The sequence below is a fragment of the Streptomyces sp. NPDC050535 genome, assembly GCF_044457665.1.
Classification (GTDB): Bacteria; Actinomycetota; Actinomycetes; order Streptomycetales; family Streptomycetaceae; genus Streptomyces.
Window position 1 is genome coordinate 88,044 of sequence record NZ_JBITHE010000020.1, and the last position, 24,455, is coordinate 112,498.

A 24,455-nucleotide genomic window follows, 5' to 3' on the forward strand; every position below is an offset into this window, starting at 1 on the left:
AACCCCTTTCGGGCACACACCGGTTGCCCCCACTATGGGCGAGTGCCTTTTAGGCCACGGGGGGTTGCCATGAGGCGTTCGCTGTTTTTCGCGGTGCTTGTCGGAATGTTCGTCGCCCTGCTTCCCGCGGGGCAGGCGGCGGCCGACACCTGCGACGGGAACTTCAAGGCCCGGCTCGAGTGCTGGTCCGGTGAGATCGACAAGGACGGCGTCCTGGTCACCCTGGACGACCAGGTGCCCCACGACGCCAAGGCGGGCGACCTCGGCAGCAGCCGGCAGACCCTGTGGGACCACCGGGGGAACCTCGTGGTCGAGGTGCCGGCGGGCGCCGAGACCGGCGCGGGCGGGACGGCGCTCCTACTGTTGGCGGGCACGGGGTGGGTGGCGCCGGACGCCAGGATCGACAAGCTTCCGCGTGAGAACCAACAGGGCCTGCCCGCCTGCGACTCGGCGAACCCCACCGGCTCCTTCAGGGAACTCCTCACCGTCTGTGATCTGCTGGCCGACAAGTCGCTGACCGGCAAGGAGCTGATCTCCAAGGCCCCGGCCACCTTCCACGAGAAGCACGCGTACACCGTCGGTACTCCGGACGAGTCCCTCGGCTGGGAGACCCTCCTCCTCATCATCGTGGGCGCCCTGCTCCTGGCCCTCCTCACCGCCCTCGTGCTGATCGTCCGCCGTTCCTCCCGCGGGGCGGGCCACCTGCCCCGCCCCGCGCTCGCCACGGCCGGCGGCGGCCCGGTCCCCACGGGGCACGGCCACGCGGCCGACGAGGGGACCACCCGGCTGAGGACCACGCCGGCGCCCCGCTACGGACGCCGGGTCGGCAACGTGCCCGGCCCCGCGAAGTCCGCCGTCGTGCGCACCGAACTGCACCCGCAGGGCTACGTCGAGCTCGACCGCGTGCTGTACCGCGCGGTGTGGGCGGAGCCCGGCCGACCGCCGCCCGCCCCCGGCCAGCTCGTCGACGTCACGGACGCACGCGAGCGCGACTCCGACGTCCTGTACGCCTTCCCGCCCACCACGGGACGGCACGCCAAAGGCACCCGCACCTGAGACCCGCCAGGACCCGCCGGACCTGCCAGACCCCTGAACCCCGAGGGACCTGAGAGCCCCGAGAGCCCTCGGATCCGTCAGCCCCCTCAGACCCTGAGACCAGGAGAAGAGACACCGAGATGCCCAGCGATCACCCGCCCACCATGCCGGCGGAGTACGCCGACATCGAGTTCGAGAACAACGCGCAGAGACTCCCGCTCGTGCTCTGCCTCGACACCTCGAGCTCCATGGCGGGACAGCCCATCCAGACGCTCAACAACGCGCTCATGGAGTGGACCCGGGAGCTGCACGACGACGTCAGTCTCAGCTACAGCGTCGAGGTGGCCCTGGTCACCTTCGGCGGCCAGGGTGTCGGCGCCTGGCGCGGACCCCAACTCCTGGACGCCCGCGCCCCGGTGAGCCCCTTCGTACCCGCCCACATGTTCCGGCCGCCGCAGCTCACCGCCGCAGGGGTGACCCTGATGACGGAGGCGGTCGAGCTGTCGATGCACATCGTCGCGGCCCGCAAGGCCGAGCTGCGCGCCTCCGGACTCCAGTACTACCGGCCGCAGATCTGCCTGGTCACCGACGGTCTGCCGACCGACGGCACGGGTCATCTCAGCGACTCCTGGCACCGGTTGATCCCGGTGCTCGCCGACGAGCAGAGCGCCCGCCGCTTCCGGCTGTACGCGATCGGGGTGGGCGGCATCACCGACAGGGGCGAGCAGGTACTCCAGGCGTTCGCCCCGAAGTTCAACGCCCGGCTCCAGGGATTCCCCTTCCGCGAACTGCTCCAGATGATGTCCGCGAGCGCGAACGCCGAGCAGAAGGGCGCGGGCGACGAGGTCTTCGAGAAGATCTTCAGCCAGTTCAAGACCCAGCGCCCGGCCTGGGAATCCTGACCGATGGCCGGAGCGGAGCAGCCGGACTCCCCGTGGCGTGTCCACGGCATGAGCGTCGAGGGCTACCGTCACCGCCGCCAGGGCCTGCCCTGCCAGGACGCCTGCGCGTTCAAGGTGTCGCCGTACGTGGCGGTACTCGCGGTCGCGGACGGCGCGGGCAGCCGCCCGCGCTCCGAGGAGGGGTCGAGGCTCGCGGTCGACCTGGCCGTCGAGCACTTCACGCGGCGGGCCGGCGCGGTGGCGGACCGCCGGCCGGGAGAGGCCGTCCACGAACTGCTGGAGGACGCCTTCCACGACGTCAGCAAGATGTTCCTGGACACCACGGGACCCGACGCCGCCGACTTCGCCACCACGCTCACCGTCGTGGTGCTCGCCCCGGGCTGGCTGGGCCATCTCACCGTCGGCGACGGCTTCGTCGTACTGCGGGCCGGTACGGAGGACGGTGAGCGGCAGTTCCATCTGCTGCCACAGGCGCGGGCGGCCAGCGAGTACAGCAACGAGACGGTCTTCCTCACCTCGCCGGACGCGGCCCGCTGGGTGCACACCGACTGTGTGGCCGACGAGGGGGTCGACGGCGTGCTGCTCTCCACCGACGGGCTCGTGCAGGCCGCGCTCGGCCGGGCCGGCTCCGGCACCCAGGCGCCGAACGCGTCCTTCGCCGACGCCGTGTTCAGGTCCCTCGACACCGTCACCGACGACGCCCACGAGGGACTCGCGACCCTGCTGAGGTCGGACCGGCTCACCGCCCTGAACGCCGACGACAAGACGCTGCTGCGGGCCGTGCGCAAGGCGCGGCCATGAGCGGCCTCACGGTGTTCCTGGACGGGAAGCCCGTCACCCTGGCGGAACTGCCGCTGAAGGGCGGCGGCCAGGCGGCCGTCTTCCCGGTCGTCGGCGACGACGGCATCGTCGTCAAGCTCTACCGCGAACCGCCGGGCCCCGAACAGGAACGGCGGCTGACCCGGATGCTGACCATGTCGCCGCTCGCAGCCCGCCCCACCAATGCCTCCCAGCCGCCCGAACTGGCCTGGCCCACCGCACTGGCCCGCGGCCCCCGGGGCGAGTTCCTCGGCTACGCCATGCGCCGCTTCGGCGAACCCCAGCACGTCCAGCTGGTCGGCCTGTTCACCCGCGCCCAGCGCCTCAAGCTCTTCCCCGACCGCGCCGACTGGCGGTTCCTGCTCGGTGTCTCCTGGAACCTCGCCTTCATGACCGCCCGTATGCACTACGACGATCTCGTCATCGGCGACTTCTCCAGCAGCAACGTCGTCGTCGACGGGCACGGCTTCGTCACCTTCCTCGACTGCGACTCCATCGCCTTCACCGACCCGGTGACCGGGGAGCTCTTCCCCTGCCTGATGCACACCACCGACTACTCGTCCCCCGAGCGGCAGGCCGGCGGCCCCGCCACCCGCGCCACCGACGACTTCGCGCTCGCCGTCCTCGTCTACCAGCTGCTCACGGCGGGCAATCACCCCTTCGGCGGTGTCCCGCACGACAGTGCCTCGGAGTCGACCGTCAAGGACAACATCGCCGCGAGCATCTCCTACGTCGTGCGCCCGGAGCGGGTCGTCATCCCGCGCGGCACCGTCGACCCCTCGGTCCTGCCCCCGGACCTACTCGGCCTCTCCCGTGCCGCCTTCGGCCCCGGTGTGCAGGACCCCGCCGCGCGCCCCCGGGCGGAGGCCTGGCTGCGGGCCCTGGACAGGGAACGCGGGCTGGTCCGGGTCTGCCGAACGCGCCCGTCGCACGTGTACGGGTCCCATCTGCCGTCCTGCCCGTGGTGCACCAGGGCGGCGGTCACGGGGCACGACGTCTTCAACGGACCGGTGCCGGTTCCGCTGCCCCCGCCGCCTCAGGAGGAGGAGCGGGAGCCGTGGCCGCCGGCCCTGAAGGTGGCGCTGCTGGTCCTGCTGGTGGTGCTCCTGGTGGTCATCGCGGCGGCCGGGGGCTGACGGCCGTCACTGCGAGCGTCCCCGGTCCTCCAGATAGCGCGTGTGTGACTCCTGCCGTCGCGCCTCCGTCTCCCGCAGCTGTGCCGCCAGCCGCTCCGCCTCCTCGTGCAGCAGCGAGAGCTGGCGCTCCAGGTGGCGCTCCGGCGGTTCGGTGCCGGGTGTCATCCGGGTCCACCACCGCGTCCGTACGAAGGTGTCGACGGCTTCGGGAATGTCCTGCCGTACGGCACGGGACAGGGCGTGCACACCCTCCGGGTCCTGGGCGAGCACCTGGGCGACCCAGCCGGGATCCAGCAGGGCGCTCAGGAGTTCGGTCAGCTCCGTGAGGCGGCCCGCGGCCGCGGGTGGCAGTTCGACGCCGTCCAGGTACGTGCGCAGTTTGCCGAAGTCGGCGCGCAGTTCGTCGAGTTGGGCGGAGGGGTCCGGGAAGTCGGGGAGCGGCGGTCGTTCCGGCGGGGCGATCAGGGCGCCCGCGCCGTACAGACCGAGGACGACGGCCGGCCAGTACGGGCCCGCCACTCCCGTGAAGGTCAGGGCGAGCCCGGCGATCCCGCCCGCGCTCCCGGCGAGGTTCTTGCGGGACTCCAGGTAGCCCATGAACCTATTGGTAGCCACGGATCTCCTCGAAGGCGCCGTCCAGCGAGCCCTTCTGGGCGTCGAAGAGGCGGCCGCCGGTCAGATCGGCGATGCTCTGCAGTTCGCCGCGGTCGGAGTCGCCGAAGAGGATCGGGAAGACCGGGATCTCCCGCTGGCCGTCCGGGAGTCCGGCGTAGAAGGCGTCGAACTCGGCCGCGCTCTCACCCGTCGTGTTCTCGCCGTCCGTCATCAGCACGATCGACGTGAAGCTGTCGTCGTCGGAGCCCAGATGCCCGTACGCCTTCTCCAGCGAGGTGAAGATCGCGGTGTCTCCCTCGGCGGTGAGCGCGCGGGTGTCCTTGCGGATGGCGTCGAGCCCGGTTCCCGGGTCCTCGGGCCGCACCACGTGTGTGCGGACGCTCTTGACCGCCGAGCCGAACGGCATCAGCGTCACCTCCTCGCGCTCGCGGAAGTCGCTCGTCAGCGCGGTGAGCGCCGTCTTGAGCTGGTCGAGCCTGCCGTCCTCACTCATCGAACCCGAGGTGTCCAGGACGTACACGGTCCGGGACGGGCGGCGGAGCTTGTTCTCGTAGGCGTCGAGGAGGCCGTCGGCGACGGACTGGCTCCCGGGGAAGGGGAGTTCGCGCCTCCGGCTGGTGTCGAGGCCGGTCGCCGGCGCGACGGAGGCGACGACCGGGCGGCGCAGGGTCCGCTCGGTGATCTGCCGCTGGGCGTCCGGCGCGCGCAGGGCCTCGGTGAGACGGCGGACGGTCTCGCGGGTGTCCTTGCTGGAGGAGGCGAGCGAGGTCAGCGGGTAGTCGGCGGTCACCACGCCGTCGCTCGGCCGGATGACGGTGAGGCCCTTCATGCCCTTGAGGACCGACTCGTAGTTGAGCAGGGCGTCCACGTTGCCGCGGTGTTCGTAGGCGGTCGCCAGCCAGCCCGAGGAACCCGACGTCAGCTTCTGCCCCCGGAAGAACTCCCGGAGCTGCGGGGTCGCCTTGTCCACGTCCGCGTCCGTCAGCGCCGACTGCGCCCCCGAGATGCCCGAGGCCACCGAGATCAGCGTGGAGAAACCGGAGTTGGAGCGGGCCGGGTCGGTCATGCCGTACGTCAGCCTGCCCTCCGCCACCGCCTTCTCCACCTGCGACCAGGTGACGTCGTCCGGGTTCCAGCCCAGTTCGCTCACGGTCGCCGGCTTGACGCCGATGGCCACGGGGCTGGACATGATCGACGTCTCGGAGACGACCTTCCTGGCCGCGTCGGGACGCAGTCGCAGATAGTCGTTGGAGGACAGCCACAGGGCGTCGTACGAGCCGTCCACCTTGCCCTTGGCGAGCAGGTCCACGGCGGCGAGGGTGCCCGTGTAGGTGGCCTTCACCGTGATGCCGGTCTCCTGCTGGATCTTCTCCAGCACCGGCTTCATGTCGGTGAGTTCACTGGACGCGAGGACCCGGAGGGTGCCGGGTGTCGGCGCAGTCGCCTCGGGTTCGGGTGAACTCCCCGCCGTACAGGCCGACACGGCGAGCAGGGCCGCCGTCGTCAGTACGGCGAAGGCACGTCGTCGTCTCATGTGGTTCCGCCTTCCAGGGCGCTCTGCGCGCGGCTGCGTTCCAGGTACGCGCCGGCGCGCTGGAGTTCGGAGGTGAGGGACTCGACCGTCACGGCCATGGCCTCGGTGGCCTGCACCTTGTACGTGTCGATGGCGTCGAGGGTGCGGTAGATCTGCTGGAAGGCGCTGCGCAGGGTCTCCGCGCCGACCGCCGGGTCGGCGGCGATCCGCTGGATCTCGCCGCTCTGGGTGGCGAGCATCTCGGCGTTGCCGCGGATCAGGTCCTCGGTCGTGCCGCGCAGCGCGTTGACCTGGTCGACGACCTTGCGCTGATTGTCGAGCGCGGAGGCGAGCATCACAGAGATGCGCAGCGCGGAGACGGTCGTCGTGGCGGCCCGGTCGACGCCCTTGATCAGCTCGTCGTTGTTGCGGCGTACGACGTCCATGGCCAGGTATCCCTGGGCGCACACGGCCAGTTGGGTCAGCAGGTCCTGGTGCTTCTGCCGGACGGGGAAGAGGACGTCGGAGCGCAGGGTGTCGGCCCCCGCCGGGTCGCCCGCCGCCACGCCCGCGATGTGCTCCTCGATCGCCCCGTCCAGGGCCTGGGTGAGGACGACGTACTCCTGGAGCTTGCCCATCGTCTCCCAGAGGCGGACCCGCTCGGTCTGCAACGCCGCGTTGTCACGGCGCAGTTCGTCCTGGCCGCCGCGGAGCGAGCCCACGATTCTGTTCAACGTGCCTTGCGCGGAGGCGTACTTGGCGACGTGGTCGCGCAGCTTGTTGCCGCCGGGGAGCCGGGACAGCAGCTTGCGGCCCCGGCCCGCGGGCAGGTCGCGCGGGTCCAGGTCCTCGACCACGCGGCGCAGTTCGACGAGCGAGCCCGCCACGTGCGACTGGGCGTCCTCGCCCTTGCCGGGGAGGCTGCGGATGGTGCGCTCCAGCATGCGGTTGGACTGCGCGGCGGCGCCCCGCATCTCGCCGGCGCCCAGGCCCGCGATCTCGCCGACCCTGCCGGCGAACTCGGGGGAGCGGGCGTCCAGGAGGGCCAGCCCGCCGACGTACTCGGCGGCGCGCCGCGCCATGTCGTCGTGCACGGCCGGGTCGACCGGGACGAGCCCGGCCGCCCTCTCGCGGGGCACGGGTGCGACGGCCTCGGGTGGTGTGAGGGCCATGGTGTCCGGTTCTGTGGTCATTGGCTGCTTCCCCCCTGGCTCCGGGCCCGGACCGCCATCTCGTGCAGCACCTTCGAGGCGGGCACGGGCGCCTGCCGGACGCCGGTCAGTTTCTGGTTGATGTACCTCGTCTGTGCGGCGGTCGCCGCCGTGAACTCGGTGCTCTCGCCCTGCGGCCGGAACCCGTGCCGGACGGCGAGCTTGCGCAACGTCGGGTCCGTGGCGAGGAGTTCGCCGAGCGCGCGGCCCTCGGGAGTGAGCGGTACGACGGTGTGGTCGCTGTTCGCCGTGGTGTCCGGGTAGAGGACGGTCAGGTCGTCGACGTCCTCGCCCTGGACGAGCAGTGAAGCGACCTGGGACTCGTACACGAGGACGAGGGGGTTGCCGGCGCCGCTGATGAAGTCCCTGAACGTCGCGTCCGTACTGCTCTGTTGTGCGCCCTGGACGCTGATCAGCTTGTGCATCAGAGGTGCGGTGCGGGTGACGGCGGTGTTGTCGGCCGCGACGCGTCCGCCGTCGGCGACGTAGGACGCGGCGGCGAGGTAGAGGGCCCCCGAGTTGGAGGTCTCCGGGTCGGTGGTGGCGATGAAGAGCGTCCCGGTCAACTCGCCGTAGTTCCCGGCCCCCTTGAGCTGCTGCCAGGTCCGGTCCGCCTTCGCCGCCTCGAGGTAGGCGGACATCGTGAGGGTGCCGGTGGCCTTGTCGAGCTTCGCCAGGCCGTTCCGCTGGAGGACCTCGGCGGCGTTGCGGTGGGCCACGACGACGAGGGGCGAGTAGAAGGGCCTCGGGAGCGGCTTCTGCACGTGGTACTCGGCGGCCAGTTCATCGGCGGGCGCCTGGCTGGAAGGGAAGGCGAAGTCGTACCCGTCGAGGTCCAGGCTGTCCATCGCCCAGGACCCGGAGGTCTCCGTCCTCACGGTGTAGCCCTTGGCAGCGAGGGCCTTCACCACGTCGGGATCGGCGAAGAACTCCGCCTTCTCCGAGCCGATCACTCCTTGCACGGTCTTCGTTGCCGTGCCCTTGTCCTGACCATCGCGGCCTGCGACGACGGCTGCTACCACTCCGCCGATCAGCAGCACCGCCAGGACGATTCCTGCGATGCGTTTCACACTCGTGAGCGTGCTCCCGGACTACAACATTCCCCCCGGCCCGGGATGAACACGGGGTGACGACGGGGTCCCGGTACACAACCGGAACCGATCCCCCCGCTACGGGGGTCAGCCTCTTGCCGCCGCGGCGGTGCTCAGCCACGACGGCGTGATCCGGCGGTGCCAACCGGCCGTGCCCGCCCGGAATCGCCGGGGTCCCTCAGAAGCCGGGGGCAGCGGAACCACGGGAAAGCGAACGCAGTGCCATGGCGCCCGGCCCGCACGTCGCTGCGGTGCGCGCGGGCCGGGGCCGTACCGGGAGAGCCCGCGGGCTCAGTGGGTGGCGAGGGGGCGCGGGGCGGTGGCGGCCGCGTGGGCGTCCATGCGCTCGGCGGCGAGGATCGCGGCGGCGGTGTCGGCGCGGGACGCCGCGACGACGAGGGCGCGGCCCGCGAGGGCGTACGCACGCCGGTGCAGGGCGACCAGCTGTGACGCCTGGGGGTCGGCCACCGACGACCGGACCGGCGCGGCTCCGTCCCGCAACCGCGCCACCTGCGAGGCGAGCCGCTCGGCCGCCGCGTCCAGGTCGCCGGACGGCGCGGACGCGCGGATCTCGTCGGTCACCGCGAGCAGCGCCGCGAGATGGCCGGCGAGCTGGATGTCCAGCTCCTCCTCGCGCGACCGATGAGGGAAGTCCGAGGTGGTGCCGGCCGTCGAATGGACCGACTTGGTGCGGATCGGTTCGTACATGGAACGGCCTCCTGTGCTCTGACAGGAAACCATCCTAGCTTGGATTCGGTCTAAAGTTGAGCCAGGTCGCAGAACCGGTCAAAGTGTGCGCGCAGCGTGACCGGCCGGACGGTATGGCGGAGTCGGCCCGGCGTACAGAGCGGGTCGGCCCGGCGCGCGCGCCGAGGTCCGGCGGCGCGCCCGGCGTGGTCGTCACGGCTGGCTGTAGCCGTCCAGGAAGTTCCCGATCCGCGTCACCGCGTCGGTCAGATCCCCGACCGTCGGCAGGGTGACCACCCGGAAGTGGTCCGGCTCGGGCCAGTTGAAGCCCGTCCCCTGGACGACCATGATCTTCTCGCGCCGCAGCAGGTCGAGAACGAGCTGCCGGTCGTCCTTGACCTTGAAGACCTGCGGGTCCAGGCGCGGGAAGAGATACAGCGCCCCCTTCGGCTTCACGCAGCTCACGCCGGGGATCTGCGTCAGCAGGTCGTACGCCGCGTCCCGCTGCTCCTTGAGCCGCCCGCCGGGCAGGACCAGGTCGTTGATGGTCTGCCGCCCGCTCAGCGCGGCGACCACCCCGTGCTGGCCCGGCATGTTCGCGCACAGCCGCATGTTCGCGAGGATCGTCAGCCCCTCGATATAGGAGTCGGCGTGCGCGCGCGGCCCCGAGATCGACATCCACCCGACCCGGTACCCGGCCACGCGGTAGGCCTTCGACATCCCGTTGAAGGTGAGCGTCAGCAGATCCGGGGCGATCTTGGCGGTCGCCGTGTGCGTGGCACCGTCGTACAGGATCTTGTCGTAGATCTCGTCGGAGCAGACCAGCAGGTTGTGGCGGCGGGCGATGTCGGTCAGCCCGCGCAGCATCGCGTCGTCGTACACGGCGCCCGTGGGGTTGTTCGGGTTGATGATCACGATGGCCTTGGTGCGGTCGGTGACCTTCCGCTCCACGTCCGCGAGGTCGGGCATCCAGTCCGACTGCTCGTCGCAGCGGTAGTGCACCGCTGTACCGCCGGACAGTGACACCGCCGCGGTCCACAGGGGATAGTCCGGCGCCGGTACGAGCACCTCGTCGCCGTCGTCGAGCAGCCCCTGCATCGCCATCACGATCAGCTCGGACACGCCGTTGCCGATGAAGACGTGCTCGACGTCCGTCTCTATGCCCAGGGTCTGGTTGTGCATCACGACCGCCCGGCGCGCGGCGAGCAGGCCCTTCGCGTCGCCGTAGCCGTGCGCCGACGACACGTTCCGCAGGATGTCCTCGAGGATCTCGGGCGGGCACTCGAAGCCGAACGCCGCCGGATTCCCGGTGTTCAGCTTGAGGATCCGATGCCCTGCTGCTTCCAGCCGCATCGCCTCCTCGAGCACCGGTCCCCGGATCTCGTAACAGACATTGGCGAGCTTGGTCGACTGGATCACCTGCATGACCGTGAGCTTACGGCCGGGTAACGCCCGGCTGCGCGTGTTTTCCACCACGTGAGACAGGGTGTTTTGCTCCGATTTCGCCGGGCCGCGCGCGGCGCCGGCCGTCGTGGAGGCCGGTTTGCGGACCGGATCGCAGGCCGGAAACAGCTCCTTGTCCCCTCTGGGCGCTCCATTCACAATGCGCATGACAAAACAGAAGGTGACCGGAAGACCTCCGGTCACCCACGTCGCAAGAGGGGACCCCACATGAGAAAGCCTCTCGTCGCCGCGCTCTTCGCCCTGGTGATCGCCGGGGCGGGCGCGGCACCCGCGGTCGCGGCACCGGCTACCCAGCCGAAGTCCGTGACGGCGCCGGTGTCCGCGGAGAGCGCCGCCGCTCCCGCGATCCAGGCCGTCGACTTCGCCGGCACGGTCGCGCTCAGCAACTGTTCCGGCTCGGTCGTCCGCATGCCCGCCTCCGAGGCCGACGACCCGGCTCTCGTGCTGTCCAACGGCCACTGCCTGGAGACCGGCATGCCGACGGCCGGCCAGGTCATCGTCGACCGCGCCTCCACCCGCACCTTCGGCCTGCTCAACTCCGCCGGAACGAGGGTCGCGACCCTGCGCGCCAGCAAGATCGCGTACGGGACGATGACCGACACCGACGTCTCGATCTACCAGCTCACCAGCACGTACGCGCAGATCCAGAGCTCGTACGGCATCAGCGCCCTGACGCTGGACGCCGCGCATCCCACGGCGGGTACGGCCATCAAGGTCGTCTCCGGGTACTGGAAGCGGATCTACACCTGCAACATCGACGGGTTCGTCTACCGCCTGAAGGAGGGTTCCTGGACCTGGAAGGACTCGGTCCGCTACACCTCCGCCTGCAACACCATCGGCGGCACCTCGGGCTCGCCCGTCATCGACAACGCCACCGGCAAGGTCGTCGCCGTCAACAACACCGGCAACGAGAGCGGCGCGAGCTGCACCGTCAACAACCCCTGTGAGGTCGACGCGAGCGGCACCGTCACCGTCCGCCAGGGCATCAACTACGCCCAGGAGACCTATCAGATCGTCCCGTGCTTCGGGCTGGACAACAAGCTCGACCTGACCCGCAGCGGGTGCACCCTGCCCAAGCCGTAGCCGGTGGGCGCGGGGCGGACGGTCATGCGGCGGTCCCGCGGACCGACCGCCCCGCCAGTACGTCCGTCCTGCGCCCGTCCTCGATCACGAAGCGCCCGTCGATGAGTACGTGCGGGATGCCGGTGGGGAGGGTGCGGGGCGCGTCGAAGGTGGAGCCCGCGGCCACCGTGGCCGGGTCGAAGAGGACCAGGTCGGCGCGGTAGCCCTCGCGGACCAGCCCGCGGTCGGGCAGCCGCAGCCGGGCCGCGGGGCGGCCGGTGAGGTGGGCGACGCACTCCTCCAGCGAGAGGACGCCCAACTCCCTCGCGTACCGGCCCAGATAGTGCGGGAAGGTGCCGTACGCGCGGGGGTGCGGCTTGTCCCCCCGCAGGATGCCGTCGGAGCCGCCGGTGTGCACCCGGTGCCGCATGATCGCGCGGACGTTCTCCTCGTGGCCGACGTGCTGGAGGATCGTCGAGCCGAGGCCGTCGGCGATCAGCAGCCGGCGGGCGGTGACCCAGGGGGCCTCGCCACGCCGGTCCGCGGACGCCCGGACGGTGCTGCCCACATAGGGAGCGAGCGCGGGGTCGGTCACCCCCGAGATCTCGATCGTGTCCCACTCGATGGGCACGCCGTGGCAGCCGTCGGCGCCCACGACCTCCATGTGGTGCCGGATGCGCTCGGCCGTCCCGTCGTCCCTGAGGCGGGCCAGGATCGCCTCAGGACCGCCCTCGCCCGCCCAACTCGGCAGCATCGCCACCAGGGTTGTGCAGCCGGGGGTGTACGGGTACGTGTCGAGGGTGATGTCGGCGCCCTCCGCGAGCGACTTGTCCAGGAGGGCCAGCAGGTCGGGGGCCCTGCCCTTGTTCACGCCGAAGTTCATGGTGGCGTGGGCGAGGTGGAGCGGGCAGCCGGCCTCGCGGGTGAGGGTCATCATCTCCTCGTACGCGCGCAGGGCGCCCGCGCCGTAGGAGCGGTGGTGCGGGCAGTAGTAGCCGCCGTGCTCGGCCACCACCCGGCACAGTTCGGTGAGTTCGGCGTCCTTGGCGTACATGCCGGGGGTGTACGTCAGCCCGGAGGACATGCCGACGGCGCCCTCCCGCATTCCGGTGGCCACCAACTCCCGCATGCGGTCCAGCTCCCGGGGCGTCGCCTGCCGGTCCTCCCAGCCGACGGCGAGCATCCGTACGGTGCCCTGCGGAATGAGGTAGGCGGCGTTCACCGCGATGCCCTGGCCGTCGAAGCCGTGGTCGAGCCGGTCCAGATACCCGCCCACCGAGCGCCAGTCGAAGTCGATGTCGGCACCGTCGCCGTTCCAGCCGGTGATCGCCCGGCGGACGTCGGCGAGCGTGCGGTCGTCGACCGGGGCGTACGACAGGCCGTCCTGGCCGATGACCTCGAGGGTCACCCCCTGCGCGGCCTTCGCGCTGTGATCCGGGTCGCGGAGCAGCGCGAGATCGCTGTGGGCGTGCATGTCGATGAACCCGGGGGAGAGGGCGAGGCCCTCGGCGTCCACGACGCGGCGGGCCACCGGGCGCAGACAGCCGGCCGCCGCGCCCTCCTTGACCACCGTGGTGATCACACCGTTCTCTATGCCCACGTCGGCGCGGTAGGAGGGGTCCCCGGTGCCGTCGACGACGTCGGCGTCGCGGATGACGAGATCCATCACAGCGGTCTCCTGGTCTCGTGATGTCTAGAAGCCTGGTCCCGTGATGTCTAGAAGAACGTACGGATGTAGTCGACGACCGTGCCGTCCGCCTCCACCAGCGGAATCAGCTGCCACTTGTCGAAGGACGTGCAGGGGTGGGAGAGCCCCATGCCCAGCCAGTCGCCGACCCGGACATCCGCCTCCGGGGCCGTGGCGAGCCAGCCGTGCTGGTCGGAGAGCCCGGTGAGAGTGACACCGGTGGCCGGGCGGTCGGTGCCGTCGCGGCGGATCACCTGGGCCTCCGGCAGATCCAGGTCGTAGGCCGCGTCCCGCTTGCCCGCGTTGACGAAGGCCTGGTCGGGGGAGGGTCGGGAGACGACCTGGGCCCACAGCCGGAAGGCGGGGTGCAGCGCGCCCTCCTCGGGGACCCGGGTGAAGGGCGTGAGCTTGCGGTAGTGGCCGTCGTCGTGCGAGACGTACGCGCCGGAGCGGAGCAACTTCAGTACGGGGAGCGAGAGTTCGGGGATCTCCGTGAACACGTCGGCCACCGCGTCGAACCAGGCGCTGCCGCCCGCGCTCACGACGATCTCGTCGGCGTCCGTGAACCGGCCCGCCTTGTCGAAGTCCGCCGCCAGCGCGGTGAGCCGGCGTAGCCACGTGCGCACCCGCTCGGGGTCCGCCCGCGGGACCTCGCCCTCGTACCCCGCCACGCCCACCAGACGCAGTGTCGCCGCCCCGGCCACCGCGTCCGCGACCGCCGCGCACTCCGCCTCGCTGCGGACGCCGGTACGGGCGCCCTCGCCGGCCGCGAGTTCGACGACGACGTCCACGGGGCGGGTGCCGCCCCGGAGCGCGGCGTCCATCAGCTCCACGCCGGCCACCGAGTCGACGTAGCAGACGAAGCGGAAGTCCGGGTCCGCCGCCAGTTCGGAGGCGATCCAGCGCAGGGCGGACGCGTCGACGAGTTCGTTGGCGAGGAAGATCCGGTCGATGCCGAACTCCCTTGCCACCCGCACCTGGTGGGGGACCGCGAGGGTGATGCCCCAGGCGCCGTGCTCGATCTGCCGCCGGAAGAGCTGGGGGGCCATGGAGGTCTTGCCGTGCGGGGCGAAGGCGAGGCCGTGGCGGGTCGCGTAGGTCTCCATGAGCGTGAGGTTGTGGGCCAGCCGCTCGGCGGAGAGGGCGAGGACGGGGGTGGTGAAGCCGTCCGTGAAGAGGTTGCGGCGCTGCGCGGCGAGCTCTCCCACGGTCAGGCCGTCGGCGTCCGGGGGGAGGCCCTTGAAACGGAGGTCGACGCGGTCCGCCGAGAGAGCGGTGAGCCGTGCGGCGGCGGTGTCGGCGCCCATGGGGCCTCCTTGTTTCCCTGATGAGACGACCCGTTGCGCTGTCTGCAACGGTCATTGCGTATGTCGCTTACTGCTGTCTAACATCCCAGCCAACGCAGGGTCAACGGTGCCGGTGTCCAGGCCGGTACCGATGCCGTTGACCGCGAGAGCAGCGAGGAGCCCGGACCACCGTGACCACCAGCGGACCCGCACGTGTCATGCCCCACGATGCCTTCGACGTCGTAGCACTCGGCGAGTCCATGGTCACGTTCCTTCCCTCCCGGCCCGGACGCCTCGCCGACGTCCCCTCCTTCACCCGGGGGATCGGCGGCGCCGAGTCGAACGTGGCCTGCGTCCTCGCCGCCGCGGGGCACTCCGTGCGGTGGGTCAGCAGGGTCGGTGCGGACGGGTTCGGCGATCACCTGGTGGAGGCGATCGCCTCGTACGGCGTGGACACCTCCGGCGTACGACGGGATCCCGCGCGTCCGACGGGCATCTACTTCCGCACGGCGGGCGACCGGGCGACCGACGCGCACGAGGTGGCGTACTACCGGGCCGGCTCGGCCGCCTCCGCGATGACTGTGGACAACCTGGACCTGGACGCCATCCGGTCCGCCCGCGTGCTGCACCTCTCCGGCATCACCGCCGCCCTCTCCGACGACTGCCTTGCCCTGCTGCGCGAGCTGACCGCCCAGCGCCCCGGCCGCCCCCTCGTCTCCTTCGACATCAACCACCGGGCCAACCTCTGGGACCGCCAGGAACCCGGCCCCGTCCTGCTGGAACTGGCCCGCGGCAGCGACCTCGTGTTCGTCGGCGAGGACGAGGCCGAGGACGCCTGGGGCGTCACCGGCGGCCCCGACGCGATCCGCGCCGCGCTGCCCGAACCCCGGACGTTGGTCGTCAAGCAGGGCGTCCGGGGCGCCACCCTCTTCGACGGCGGCCGGGCCACCTTCGTCCCCTCCGTCCACGTGGACGTCGTCGCGCCCGTCGGCGCCGGAGACGCCTTCGCCGCCGGGTTCCTCTCCGCGGCTCTGCGCGGGCTCCCCGCCAAGGACCGGCTCCGGCACGGCCACCTCATGGCGGCGGCCGCCCTCACCGTCCCCGGCGATCTGGCCGCGCCGCCCTCCCGCGACCACGCCGACCGGCTGGCCGCTCTGGACGACCGGGCGTGGGAGACACTTCGACTCGGCCCCGGCTGGACCGAAGCCGACACGCGGGCCGACGAGGAGGTACGTACCCCATGAGCCAGACCGTCGACCGAGCGCTGAGCATCCTGCCGCTGCTCGCCGAGGGCCCCGCCGACCTCGGGCAGGTCGCCGACCGGCTCGGCGTGCACAAGTCCACGGCGCTCCGCCTGCTGCGCACGCTCCACGAACACGGCCTCGTCTACCGCCAGTCCGACCAGCGCTACCGCCTCGGCGCCCGCCTCTTCGCCCTCGCCCAGGAGGCGGTGGAGAACCTGGACATCCGGGAGATCGCCCACCCCCACCTCGTACGGCTGAACGAACAGTGCGGGCACACCGTCCACCTCGCCGTGCACGAGGAGAACGAGGTCCTCTACATCGACAAGGTGGAGAGCCGGTACCCGGTCCGGATGTACTCGCGGATCGGCAAGCCCGTCGCCATCACCGTCGCCGCCGTCGCGAAGCTGCTCCTCGCCGACCTCCCCGAGCCCGACCGGCGCGCGCTCGCCGACAAGCTCGACTACCCCATGTACACGGCCCGTTCGATCCCCAACGCCACCGCCTTCCTCAAGGAGCTGGCGACGGTGAGGGAACAGGGCTGGGCCACCGACCTCGGCGGCCACGAGGAGTCCATCAACTGCGTGGCCGCCCCCATCCGCGGCACCGACGGCCGGGTCGTCGCCGCGATGTCCGTCTCCGCCCCCAACGTCGTCGTCACCGCCGACGAACTCCTCACCCTGCTCCCGCTGGTGCGCCGTACGACCGACGCCATCAGCCGCGAGTACTCCGGCAAGTCCCCCGCCAAGGAAGCCCCGAAGGAATGAGCACGGCATGACTGAGAAGACCGCCCTCACCCCCAAGACGCACACCACTCCGCCGGCCAGGTTCTCGCACGGCGTGCGGAAGGGGAACATCCTCCAGGTCGCCGGGCAGGTCGGTTTCCTCCCGGTCGTCGAGGGCGAGCCGCCCACGCCCGCCGGCCCCGGCCTGCGCGAGCAGACCCTCCAGACCCTCGCCAACGTCAAGGCGATCCTCGAAGAGGGCGGCGCGAGTTGGGACGACGTGATGATGATCCGCGTCTACCTGACGGACGTGGACCACTTCGCCGAGATGAACGGCATCTACAACACCTACTTCGAGGAGCAGGGCCTCACCGCGCCCCCCGCCGCCCGCACGACGGTCTACGTCGGCCTGCCGGCCGGACTCCTCGTCGAGATCGACGCCCTGGCCGTACTCGGCTGACCCAGCCGTGAGCTGAGGCTCGTTCCCACCGCACACCCGCACCCCGTACGTCGTCACGGGGCAGCGCCCGTCACCCCTGCGGCGCCGCCCCGCGATTCGCCCTGCCCGAAAGCACGATGCCCTCAAGAAGAGGTCCCCCTTGAGCTTCCATCCGCTCGCAGCCACAGCCACAGCCACAGCCCCCGTCCCCGAGACCCCACCCCACACCGGCGGCCTGCTCCTCCTCATCGACGGCACCGCCGGGCTGCTCACCGTCGCCGCCCTCGGTATCGCCCTCCTGCTCGTCCTCATCATCAAGCTCAGACTCCAGCCCTTCGTGGCGCTGCTCGCCGTCTCCATAGCCGTCGGCCTGTCGGCCGGCCTGTCGGTGACGGAACTCTTCGGCACGGTCCAGCGGTCCACGGCCGTCTCCGTCATCGAGTCCGGCATGGGCGGCATCCTCGGCCATGTCGCGATCATCATCGGCCTGGGCACCATGCTCGGCGCGATCCTCGAAGTCAGCGGCGGCGCCGAGGTGCTGGCCTCCCGGCTGCTGAACCTCTTCGGCGAGAAGCGGGCACCGCTGGCCATGGGCCTGACCGGCCTCATCTTCGGAATCCCGGTCTTCTTCGACGTCGGCATCTTCGTCCTCGCGCCGATCGTCTACGCCGCCGCCAAGCGCTCCGGCAAGTCGATCCTGCTCTACTGCCTGCCGCTGCTCGCGGGCCTGTCGATGACCCACGCGTTCCTGCCCCCGCACCCCGGCCCGGTCGCCGCGGCGGGCCTCCTGCACGTCGACCTCGGCTGGGTCATCCTCATGGGCATCGTCTGCGGACTGCCCGCCGTGCTCGCCGCCTGGGTCTACTCCGCCTGGATCGGCAAGCGGATCTTCGTCGCCGTACCGCAGGACATGGTCGAGGCCGCCGCCGAGGCGAAGCTGGCCGTGCGGGAGGAGCAGCGGGCCTCCGGCGTCGAGCCGCGCGAGAGCCCGGTACCGCTCGGCACCGTCCTCGGCATCATCGGTACGCCGCTGGTGCTGATCCTGGCGGCGACGTTCTCCTCGATCGCGCTCGACCCCTCCACCCTCCGCTCGGTGATCGAGTTCTTCGGCAGCCCCTTCGTCGCCCTCACCATCGCCCTGCTGCTCGCCTACTACCTGCTCGGCATCCGGCGCGGCTGGTCCCGCAAGTCCCTTGAGACGGTGTCCACTTCGTCGCTCAAGCCGGTCGGCAACATCCTGCTCGTGGTCGGCGCGGGCGGCATCTTCGGCGCCGTGCTGAAGGCCAGCGGCGTCGCCCAGGCCCTCTCGGACACCTTCAACGACGTCGGCCTGCCGGTGCTCGTGCTGGCCTACCTGATCTCCGTGGTCCTGCGCGTCGCCCAGGGCTCGGCCACCGTCGCCATCGTCACGACGGCCGGCATCGTGGCGCCGCTGCTCGCCGAGGGCGACCACTCCCAGGCCTTCGTCGCCCTGGTCATCATGGCGATCTCGGCGGGCTCGATCTTCGCCTCGCACGTCAACGACGGCGGCTTCTGGATGGTGGCGAAGTACTTCGGCATCAGCGAGCGCGACACCCTGAAGACCTGGACGGTCCTGGAGTCGGTGCTGTCCGTCGCGGGGTTCGCGGTGGCGGCCGTAGTGAGCCTGTTCGTATAACAGCTGTTTTCGTATAACGGCCTTGCGGCTATGTAGGGGCTGGCTGTTCCTGACACAGGATCGTCGACCATACTTCGCGCTGTGGAGCAGCGCATAGGTTCGAAGAGCCAGCCCCTGGATGCCGCCGCGGTCGACCCGGCGTACGTCCCCGGGCTCACGTCACCCGTGCCCGCGGAGCCGGCCCCGGCCGCAGAGGACTCGGAGACCGAGGACTCGGTGGGCGAGGACGCCGAGACCGAGGCCGAGGACGTCGAGGACATCAAGGCAGAGGAGGCCGTCTCCGAGGAGGCGGCCTCCAAGCATGCCGAGTCCGACGACGAGTCCGACGCGGAGACCGAGAGCGGGACGGAGTCGGACGCCGAGGCTTCCGAGGAAGCCGACGCGGACGCCGACGGTCCCGTGTTCGAGGCCTCCGACCGGCGCGCCTCGATCAAGGCCGACCACAGTGGCGTACACCTGCGTCTGGACGACCAGCAGGCCGAGTTCCGCTGGGAGGAGATCGGCGCCGTCGAGACGGAGTCGCCGCGCTTCGGGAAGCGGTTCACGATCACGGTGCACACGCCGGACCGCCGCTGGTACCCCATCGAGATCGAGGCGAAGGCCCGGGCCCGCTTCAAGGAGTGGGAGACCCAGCTGGACGCGGTCCTCGACGCCTACTTCGAGGACGGCGAGGATGGCGAGGACGCCGACACGGACAGCGAGAACAGCTCCGCTTAAGGGCCGCGGGGAACTGCGCGAACGGCCACGTACGGCCCGCAGTTCCCCGCCAACCTCAGGTTCGTTCATTCACCCGTGAACGAAGCGGAGCGCTCACGCGCAGTACTGCGCCTGCTTGCCGATCGAGCGGTACATGCAGTCGGAGTTCTCCAGGAGTTGCAGCACCGCGTCCCGGTTGCGGGACGTCTCCCGGACGATGACCTCGTCGGGCGGGTAGAAGCCGCCGCCGGAGGCGGACGACGGGTACATCTCGAAGGTGTAAGAGAAGATCTTCTGGTTGCCCCACAGCCAGTCGTCGATCGAGCCGTCCGTGATGTAGAGATCACTGGCCTGCTCGGGCGTGTAGCCGTTGCTGGCGGCCATCTTCCCGCCGACCGCGGCGAAGGCGTTGCGGTCGTCGAGTGTCATGCCGGTCGCGGTGTTGGCGGTCGTGTAGCCGTAGGGCCACAGCACCAGTTGGCTGTACGTGTGGAAGTCGACGCCCGCCTTGATCTGCTGGGCGCCGCCGACGACCCGGCTGCGGACGAAGTTCGCGACGACCTTGACCTCGGGGGCGGACTCGGGGGACGCGCCGCGGTAGGTCTCCGAGGAGGTCGACCCCGACGAGCCGCCACAGCAGCCGAACTGGTAGTTCCAGTTGCGGTTCAGGTCCGTACCGACGTACGAGGAACCGGAGTTGGGCTGGCGGTTCTTGCGCCACGAGCGGTAGGCGCCGCTGGCGATGTCGTACTCGCCGCCGTCCGGGTTGAGGTCCGGGATGATCCAGATCTCGCGGGAGTTGACCATGCTGGTGACACGGGAGTCCGTGCCGTAGTCGGAGGTCAGCTCCTTCAGGAGATACAGCGCCATCTCGACGGTGAGGTGCTCGCGGGCATGCTGGTGGTGGGTGAACAGCACCTCGGGCTCGGCCTCGTCCGTACCGACGTTGTCGCTGATCTTGAGGGCGACGATGTTCCGGCCCTGGTACGAGGTGCCGATGACCCGCTGGCTCACCAGGGTCGGATACTGCGCGATGACGGAGCTGATGTCGCTCGTCATCTCCGCGTAGTTGTGGTACCCCGAGTCGGCCGAGGGGAAGTCGAGAACCCCGACGTCGGCCGCGCTGGAGCGGTCCGGCGCCGAGCCGAGCAGCGAGACCTCGTAGCCGAGCGAGCGCAGCTTCTTGACCTGGTCCGCGCGACCGGAGACGACGAGTCCGTGCTGGTCGACCTCGTCGACGGTCACGCCCGTCTGCTGGATCGCCGTACGGGACTTGACGTCCGACTGCGTGTGCACCTCGTACTGGCGGACGGGGTCCGACTCGGCCGCGGGGGCCTTGGCGCCGTCGGCCGTGGCGTTGGTGGCCGTGGCCGTGAGGGGGGCCGCGAGCGCGATCGCCAGCAGGGTGGCGAAGGCGGCGGTACGGCGACGGCGTCTGTTTCCGGTGGGTCCGGCGCCGCTGCCGCGAATGCGAAGTCGCATGAAGTCTCCTTGTTTCTCCGGGCGTTCCGGGATCTCCGGAACGAGGGGAGTGGAGCGGTGGGGGGTGGATCCGTGCGACGTGCCTGGTGCGGGTGTGGCGCTCATCGTGGGGGCCTGGCATGGTCAGGTCAAGACACTGCCAAGGGTCGGCAACGGGAATCGGCCGAAAATGGGCCGGGGGGTGTGGGAACGCGACGCACCGCGCGGAGTGCGCCACCCGGGTACGGGGGACCGTATACGCGCGTACGCCTCGGGCCCGGCGGCACGCTCGGCCGCCGGGGCCCGGTTCACACCGCGGGTCGCCGTCCGGCCCGGCTCAGTCGATCGTCAGCCAGTTTCCATCCGTGGCGATCCCCTCCAGCTGCCCCGGCGTGAGCGCCCGAGTCGCTCTTCTCGCCGGGTCCCACGCGGTGAGCAGGCACGCGGAGCGGTAGAGGCGACAATGTTTCATCCGTACGGCGGCGGCCTCAGCCGGCGGTCGCCCGTGGCACCCGTGGACCGGCGGTGCGGACGCGTTTTCGAGGTCACTCCTGGGTGTCGCGAGCGGGGTGCGGCCGCCCGGTGGTGCCTAGGGTTGATCGTCATGAGGTCAGACTTCGGACTAGCCGCCGCCGTGGCGGCCACCGTCCTCCTCGCCGTCCCCCAGCCCGCCGCGGCCGCGGACCCCGGGCGCGCGGCGGCCCCGGCCGGGTGTGCCGACGGCGGGAAGGACTCCCGGGACCGCTCGTCCGTCCACGAGTGGGAGGTCCGCTGGGAGGACGGGACCAGGTTCAACGACGCGCTCGCCCACGCGAACAGGGCCTGGTCCGCCGGCAGCCTCACCCAGGTCGCCGTCAGGTCCGCCGGTCCGGGCGCGCCCGTCGAGCTGAGCTGGCGGGACGTGAACCGCACCGGCCCCGGCTGGAAGAACGTCTACGGCAAATGGACGTCGCGGCCGGGCGTCGACACCATCCACCTCAACCGGGCCTACCTGGACGACGGCAGGAGGCGGGGCGACACCTGGGCCCGCCGCGTGGTGGCCGCGCACGAACTGGGCCACGCCCTCGGCTTCTGCCACAAGTCGGCCGGCCGGTACGCGACATTGATGGACGCGGACTTCGGGCGGCTCCCCGCGGACGGCAGGCCCACGAAGCAGGACCGCCGGAACTATCACGGGCTCTGGGGCTGAGGACATGAGGAGAGCCCGTATCGCGGCGCTGTCGGCCGTCGCCGCGCTGACACTGGCGCTGGCCGGCGGCGGCTGGATCGGTGACCGGGCAGGGGGAGGCGGGCGGCCGGGCTCCGCCGAGTCCCTGACCGGCTACGATCCCGCCGACCCCCGGCAGGTCACCGACACCGCCGACGACGTCTTCGTCGCCGAGGTCCTGGAGGCCACCGGCCGCGAGAGCATCGACGACCTCGACTGGGACCTCTACCGGGTTCGGGTCGGCGAGAGCCGCAAGGGCGACCGGTCCGGCACGGTCCGGGTGGCCGTGGAACACGGCGGCCCACCGCTGACGGCCGGCGCCGCCTACGTCTTCGCGACCAACCGCTTCCCGCGCCCCGCCGACGGCAACGGCCAGGTCGCGGAAGCCGTCCCCAGCCCGCTCGCGCCCTAGCGGAGCCGCGCCTTCGGTACGGCGAGGGCCGCACCCCCGGCAGGGAGTGCGGCCCTCGACCACTGGAGAGAACCGGTGCTAGGGGAGCGCGTGCACGTGCGGTCCCACCGAGTTCGACCACGCGTTGCCCGCGGAGGCGTCCCAGTTCGTCGACCAGGTCATCGCGCCGCGCAGGTCCGGGTAGGTCCTGGACGGCTTGAAGGCCCCGCAGCCGGTGCCCTTGGTGAGGCAGTCCAGCGCGTTGTTGACGACGGTGGGGGAGACGTAGCCGCTGCCCGCGCCGCTGGTGGAGGCGGGGAGGCCGAGGCCGACCTGGGACGGGGCGAGGCCGCCCTCCAACTGGATGCAGGCGAGGGCGGTCAGGAAGTCGACGGAGCCCTGCGAGTACACCTTGCCGTCGCAGCCGAGCATCGAACCGCTGTTGTAGTACTGCATGTTGACGACCGTGAGGATGTCCTTGATGTTCAGCGCCGTCTGGAAGTAGGCGTTGGACGTGGACTGCATGTCGATCGTCTGCGGCGCCATCGTGATGATCAGTGACGAGCCCGCCTTGGACGAGAGGGACCTCAACGCCTGTGTCATGTAGGTCGCGTTGAGACCGTTCTCCAGGTCGATGTCGACGCCGTCGAAGCCGTACGTCGTCATCAGCGAGTAGACGGAGTTGGCGAAGTTCGACGCGGACGTCGAGTCGTTGATCGTCACCGTGCCGTTCTGGCCGCCGATGGAGATGATGACCTTCTTGCCCGCGGCCTTCTTGGCGGCGATGTCCGCCTTGAACTGGTCGACGGTGTAACCGCCGAGCCCGGCCGAGTCGAGGTTGAAGGTCACCGCGCCCGGCGTCGTCGTGGCGTCGGCGAAGGAGACCGCGATGATGTCGTACTGGGACTGGACGGCGGAGATCCGCTGGACCGTCGCGCCGTTGTTGAAGTTCTGCCAGTAGCCCGTCACGGCGTGCTTGGGCAGCGTTCCGCCGCCACCGCCGCCTGTCGCGGTCGTCGTGCCGGTGACGGTGGCCGACTTCGCCGACTCACCGGCCGCGTTCGTCGCCGTGACCTGGAAGGTGTACGAGGTCGAGGCGGCCAGCGAGGAGACGGTCGCCGAAGCGCCGGTCACCGACAGGACCTTCGTGGTCCCCCGGTAGACGTTGTAGCCGGTCGCGTTCGACACGGCGTTCCAGGCCAGGGAGACGGAGGAGGACGAGGTGGAGGAGACGGCCAGACCGGCCGGGGCCGCCGGGATCGTCGGGGCCGGGTCGGTGCCCCCGCCGCCGTCGGGGCCGTACACCGAGAGGTCGTCGGCGTAGTAGGCGGCCTGCCCGTACCAGCCGTGCGTGTAGACCGTCACCGAGGTCGTCGAGGCCCCCGTGGTGAAGGTCGTCGTCAGCTGCTTCCAGGCGGCCGAGTCGGGCGTCCAGGTCGACACGTCCGTCGTACCCGTGCCGGTCACGCCGAGGTAGGAGTACCCGCCCTGCACCCAGGCGCTCAACGTGTACGTCGAGTTGGGCTTCACCGCGACGGCCTGCGTGCACTTGGCGTTGTCCTGCCCGGCAGGCGTGCCCTTCAGGGCGCCCGCGCCGCCGTGCACCGGCGAGGAGACGGTCGAGCCGCTGCCCGCCGAACACGTCCAGTTGGCCAGGCCCGACTCGTAGCCGGCGTTCTTCGCGTTGTTGATGTCCGCGGCCGAGGCATCGGTGGCGAGGCCGGCGACGGTGAGGAAAGAAGCGGTGACGGCGGCGGCGAGGAGTCCCGCCCAGGTACGTCTGCGTCCGGGCATGCCTGATACGCGGTCCACTGGGACCTCCGGTGAGGGGGAGGGATGGGGAGAGATTCGGGGAGCGGATACGGAACGGTGGCCACCGTCGTGGGGTACAAGCTGGTCCAGACCAATTGGGTTGTCAAGACCTCTGGCGGCCGACGCTCGGCCCCGGTGCCCAACACCCGTGCCGCCGGGCCGAGTTGTGGCATATTCCTCTCACTCTCCGTTGATCAAGCCCGCACCTTCCGTGAGTTGATCTCGCGAAGTCGGTGTTGAGCCGGGCATGCCGTGGATATGGTGCTGATGCAGGAGGGCGTCACCGTGGCGATCTGTGTCCATATGTGATGGTCCATG

The 24,455-nt window shown here is 70.8% G+C and carries 22 protein-coding genes; 12 read left to right on the forward strand and 10 right to left on the reverse strand.

Annotation, left to right across the window (positions count from 1 at the left end; all coding sequences use genetic code 11):
* Positions 1-69: 69 nt before the first annotated feature.
* The 4 genes from ACIBLC_RS32850 to ACIBLC_RS32865 all read left to right on the forward strand — a co-directional run bounded on the left by ACIBLC_RS32850 (position 70) and on the right by ACIBLC_RS32865 (position 3,892).
* A complete protein-coding gene (locus tag ACIBLC_RS32850; RefSeq protein ID WP_399214993.1) occupies positions 70-1,056 on the forward strand; it encodes a hypothetical protein in 987 nt (328 codons plus the stop codon).
* A gap of 119 nt (positions 1,057-1,175) precedes the next feature.
* Positions 1,176-1,937, forward strand: coding sequence for a hypothetical protein (locus tag ACIBLC_RS32855; protein ID WP_399214994.1), 762 nt, complete (start codon positions 1,176-1,178; stop codon positions 1,935-1,937).
* Positions 1,938-1,940: 3 nt separating this feature from the next.
* Positions 1,941-2,738: a PP2C family serine/threonine-protein phosphatase gene (locus ACIBLC_RS32860; protein ID WP_399214995.1), complete on the forward strand. Its 798-nt coding sequence runs from the start codon at positions 1,941-1,943 to the stop codon at positions 2,736-2,738.
* Entirely contained in the window at positions 2,735-3,892 is a 1,158-nt protein-coding gene (locus ACIBLC_RS32865) for a hypothetical protein (protein WP_399214996.1), read from the forward strand. The genes ACIBLC_RS32860 and ACIBLC_RS32865 overlap by 4 nt, the downstream gene beginning before the upstream one ends.
* Before the next feature lie 6 nt (positions 3,893-3,898).
* Here ACIBLC_RS32865 and ACIBLC_RS32870 read toward each other — a convergent pair whose 3' ends face one another.
* The 6 genes from ACIBLC_RS32870 to ACIBLC_RS32895 all read right to left on the reverse strand — a co-directional run bounded on the left by ACIBLC_RS32870 (position 3,899) and on the right by ACIBLC_RS32895 (position 10,434).
* Positions 3,899-4,489 carry a hypothetical protein gene (locus ACIBLC_RS32870; protein WP_399215074.1) on the reverse strand — a complete coding sequence of 197 codons (591 nt, stop codon included), beginning with the start codon at positions 4,487-4,489 and terminating at the stop codon, positions 3,899-3,901.
* Between the two features lie 4 nt (positions 4,490-4,493).
* Positions 4,494-6,041 (reverse strand): substrate-binding domain-containing protein, encoded by a 1,548-nt coding sequence (locus ACIBLC_RS32875; protein WP_399214997.1) that lies wholly within the window; start codon positions 6,039-6,041, stop codon positions 4,494-4,496.
* A complete protein-coding gene (locus ACIBLC_RS32880; RefSeq protein WP_399214998.1) occupies positions 6,038-7,213 on the reverse strand; it encodes a toxic anion resistance protein in 1,176 nt (391 codons plus the stop codon). Before ACIBLC_RS32880 ends, ACIBLC_RS32875 begins: the two co-directional genes overlap by 4 nt.
* The gene (locus ACIBLC_RS32885) at positions 7,210-8,301 is read right to left on the reverse strand and encodes a hypothetical protein (protein ID WP_399214999.1); all 1,092 of its coding nucleotides are present in this window, start codon (positions 8,299-8,301) and stop codon (positions 7,210-7,212) included. The genes ACIBLC_RS32880 and ACIBLC_RS32885 overlap by 4 nt, the downstream gene beginning before the upstream one ends.
* Before the next feature lie 312 nt (positions 8,302-8,613).
* Positions 8,614-9,030 carry a hypothetical protein gene (locus ACIBLC_RS32890; protein WP_399215001.1) on the reverse strand — a complete coding sequence of 139 codons (417 nt, stop codon included), beginning with the start codon at positions 9,028-9,030 and terminating at the stop codon, positions 8,614-8,616.
* A 192-nt stretch (positions 9,031-9,222) separates the two neighbouring features.
* Positions 9,223-10,434 carry a pyridoxal phosphate-dependent aminotransferase gene (locus ACIBLC_RS32895; RefSeq protein WP_399215002.1) on the reverse strand — a complete coding sequence of 404 codons (1,212 nt, stop codon included), beginning with the start codon at positions 10,432-10,434 and terminating at the stop codon, positions 9,223-9,225.
* Positions 10,435-10,680: 246 nt separating this feature from the next.
* Here ACIBLC_RS32895 and ACIBLC_RS32900 point away from each other — a divergent pair, with 246 nt between their 5' ends.
* Positions 10,681-11,556, forward strand: coding sequence for a serine protease (locus tag ACIBLC_RS32900; protein WP_399215003.1), 876 nt, complete (start codon positions 10,681-10,683; stop codon positions 11,554-11,556).
* A gap of 22 nt (positions 11,557-11,578) precedes the next feature.
* On the opposite strand, the gene ACIBLC_RS32905 is transcribed toward ACIBLC_RS32900, so the two are convergent.
* Positions 11,579-13,201, reverse strand: coding sequence for an amidohydrolase family protein (locus ACIBLC_RS32905; protein ID WP_399215004.1), 1,623 nt, complete (start codon positions 13,199-13,201; stop codon positions 11,579-11,581).
* A 50-nt stretch (positions 13,202-13,251) separates the two neighbouring features.
* Positions 13,252-14,529 (reverse strand): amino acid deaminase, encoded by a 1,278-nt coding sequence (locus ACIBLC_RS32910; protein WP_399215005.1) that lies wholly within the window; start codon positions 14,527-14,529, stop codon positions 13,252-13,254.
* 197 nt (positions 14,530-14,726) lie between these two features.
* Here ACIBLC_RS32910 and ACIBLC_RS32915 point away from each other — a divergent pair, with 197 nt between their 5' ends.
* The 5 genes from ACIBLC_RS32915 (at position 14,727) to ACIBLC_RS32935 (ending at position 19,287) form a co-directional block, all read left to right on the forward strand.
* The gene (locus tag ACIBLC_RS32915; protein WP_399215075.1) at positions 14,727-15,752 is read left to right on the forward strand and encodes a sugar kinase; all 1,026 of its coding nucleotides are present in this window, start codon (positions 14,727-14,729) and stop codon (positions 15,750-15,752) included.
* Positions 15,749-16,516 carry an IclR family transcriptional regulator gene (locus tag ACIBLC_RS32920; protein WP_399215006.1) on the forward strand — a complete coding sequence of 256 codons (768 nt, stop codon included), beginning with the start codon at positions 15,749-15,751 and terminating at the stop codon, positions 16,514-16,516. Before ACIBLC_RS32915 ends, ACIBLC_RS32920 begins: the two co-directional genes overlap by 4 nt.
* A 7-nt stretch (positions 16,517-16,523) precedes the next feature.
* The gene (locus tag ACIBLC_RS32925; RefSeq protein WP_399215007.1) at positions 16,524-16,934 is read left to right on the forward strand and encodes a RidA family protein; all 411 of its coding nucleotides are present in this window, start codon (positions 16,524-16,526) and stop codon (positions 16,932-16,934) included.
* 139 nt (positions 16,935-17,073) lie between these two features.
* Positions 17,074-18,570 carry a GntP family permease gene (locus tag ACIBLC_RS32930; protein ID WP_399215009.1) on the forward strand — a complete coding sequence of 499 codons (1,497 nt, stop codon included), beginning with the start codon at positions 17,074-17,076 and terminating at the stop codon, positions 18,568-18,570.
* A gap of 81 nt (positions 18,571-18,651) precedes the next feature.
* Entirely contained in the window at positions 18,652-19,287 is a 636-nt protein-coding gene (locus ACIBLC_RS32935) for a hypothetical protein (protein WP_399215010.1), read from the forward strand.
* Positions 19,288-19,380: 93 nt separating this feature from the next.
* Here the strand turns inward: ACIBLC_RS32935 and ACIBLC_RS32940 are convergent, their stop codons facing one another.
* Positions 19,381-20,748 carry a M14 family metallopeptidase gene (locus ACIBLC_RS32940; protein WP_399215012.1) on the reverse strand — a complete coding sequence of 456 codons (1,368 nt, stop codon included), beginning with the start codon at positions 20,746-20,748 and terminating at the stop codon, positions 19,381-19,383.
* A gap of 583 nt (positions 20,749-21,331) precedes the next feature.
* Between ACIBLC_RS32940 and ACIBLC_RS32945 the strand changes: the two genes are divergently transcribed.
* On the forward strand, positions 21,332-21,916 hold the full coding sequence (locus ACIBLC_RS32945; RefSeq protein ID WP_399215013.1) for a hypothetical protein: 585 nt from the start codon (positions 21,332-21,334) through the stop codon (positions 21,914-21,916).
* Between the two features lie 4 nt (positions 21,917-21,920).
* Positions 21,921-22,346 (forward strand): hypothetical protein, encoded by a 426-nt coding sequence (locus ACIBLC_RS32950; RefSeq protein WP_399215014.1) that lies wholly within the window; start codon positions 21,921-21,923, stop codon positions 22,344-22,346.
* Positions 22,347-22,424: 78 nt separating this feature from the next.
* Here ACIBLC_RS32950 and ACIBLC_RS32955 read toward each other — a convergent pair whose 3' ends face one another.
* Positions 22,425-24,119 (reverse strand): chitinase, encoded by a 1,695-nt coding sequence (locus ACIBLC_RS32955; RefSeq protein ID WP_399215015.1) that lies wholly within the window; start codon positions 24,117-24,119, stop codon positions 22,425-22,427.
* Positions 24,120-24,455 lie beyond the last annotated feature (336 nt).